Source organism: Frankia sp. CgJB1, from assembly GCF_977947065.1.
This window is the reverse complement of record NZ_CDWTNB010000258.1, coordinates 1-1326: the sequence shown is the minus strand read 5'-3', so window position 1 is coordinate 1326 and position 1326 is coordinate 1. Positions and strand designations below refer to the sequence as shown.

The 1326-nt window shown below is 73.7% G+C and carries 1 protein-coding gene; it reads right to left on the bottom strand.

The window, feature by feature from the left end; genetic code table 11:
- Window positions 1–1326, bottom strand: a 1326-nt coding sequence (locus tag AC08OT_RS19470) for a DUF7846 domain-containing protein (RefSeq protein WP_476603165.1), incomplete at both ends; no start/stop codon positions are given.

Genomic DNA, 1326 nt, shown 5'->3' with positions numbered 1-1326 from the left:
CCACCAGCACCACCAGCACCACCAGCACCACCAGCACCACCAGCACCACCAGCACCACCGGGATCGCGCGCCGTCACCTGGACGCGGACGCGGTTGCCGGCGACTTGGCGCAGCGCGGTGAAGAACCCGCAGTAGCTCGCGGGCGCGGCCGGGTCGACGATCTCGTCGGGACGCAGCCGGTAGACCGCCCGACCCGGCATCCGGTCGGGCAGGGTGGCCGTGCCGGCACCGATGTCGGCGGCGTACACCACCGGCCCGGCGAGGTCCGGGGTGTTCCGCAGCATCTGGTACGGCACCTGGGTGTAACGGCTCGGGACGCCGGGCGTCACGACGACCACCGCCGGGCCCGGGTAGCGGTCCGGCAGCAGGGCGTCGAGGAACGCGTTGCGGTCGTTCACCCATCGCTGGCCGGCGACCTTGTCCGGGATCGCGTCCACGGTGAGGAGGATCAGGCCCGCGGCGGCGAGGACCACGAGGACGGGTCCGCGCAGACCTGATCTACGCAGAACGGGTCCGCGCGGGACGGGTCGCCGTGGGACGGTCCGGGCCGGCGGGGAGCCGGTGCCGGGCCACGGGGCGAACCACCGTTCGCTCATGGACCACACCCGGCGGGCGCCGTCGGCGGCGAGAATCATGATCGGGGCGAACGCGGCCAGATGGTAGTGCGGGCCGAGTCCGTTGAGCAGGCCCGGCATCGCGAACGCCGAACCCCACCAGAAGAAGTAGCCGCCACCGACGGCGGCGACGATGACGACCAGCAGGACGCGCTCGGGACGGCGGTGCGCCCGCAGCGCGCCGACGATCGCGAGCACGAGGACCGCGACGCCCCCGAACACCCAACTCGGGGCCGCCGCGACGGTACCGTGCAGGGCCTCGAAGGCGAGCCGGCGGGTAAACAGGAACGTCGGCTCCGACGGCAGGATGCGACGCGGCCCGAAACCGAAGCGGTCCAGCGGATCGGAGGCCGACAGCGGCGCCCGGAGCGCAGAACCGGTCACCCGCCAGCAGTACGCCAGGAGCACGACAACGAACGGCGCCAAGCCGGCGAGTGCCCAGGCGGTCCGGTGCGCCACCGCACGCACGAACCGGCCACTCGCGGACCGCCACAGCCGCGCCAGCACGAACACCACGACGGGAACGGCGACGATCACCGCGTCGAAGGGCCGCAGGAGCAGGACGAATCCCAGGCCTGCCCCGCCACCGATGAGCGACAGCCGCGCCCCGGTCCGGCCGCCACGCAGCAGCGCCGCGCACGCCAGGGTCAGCGTTGCGGCTCCGCACGCGTAGGCGAGGGGCAACGAGGTGTGCACCAGGGCGAGCGGGGAC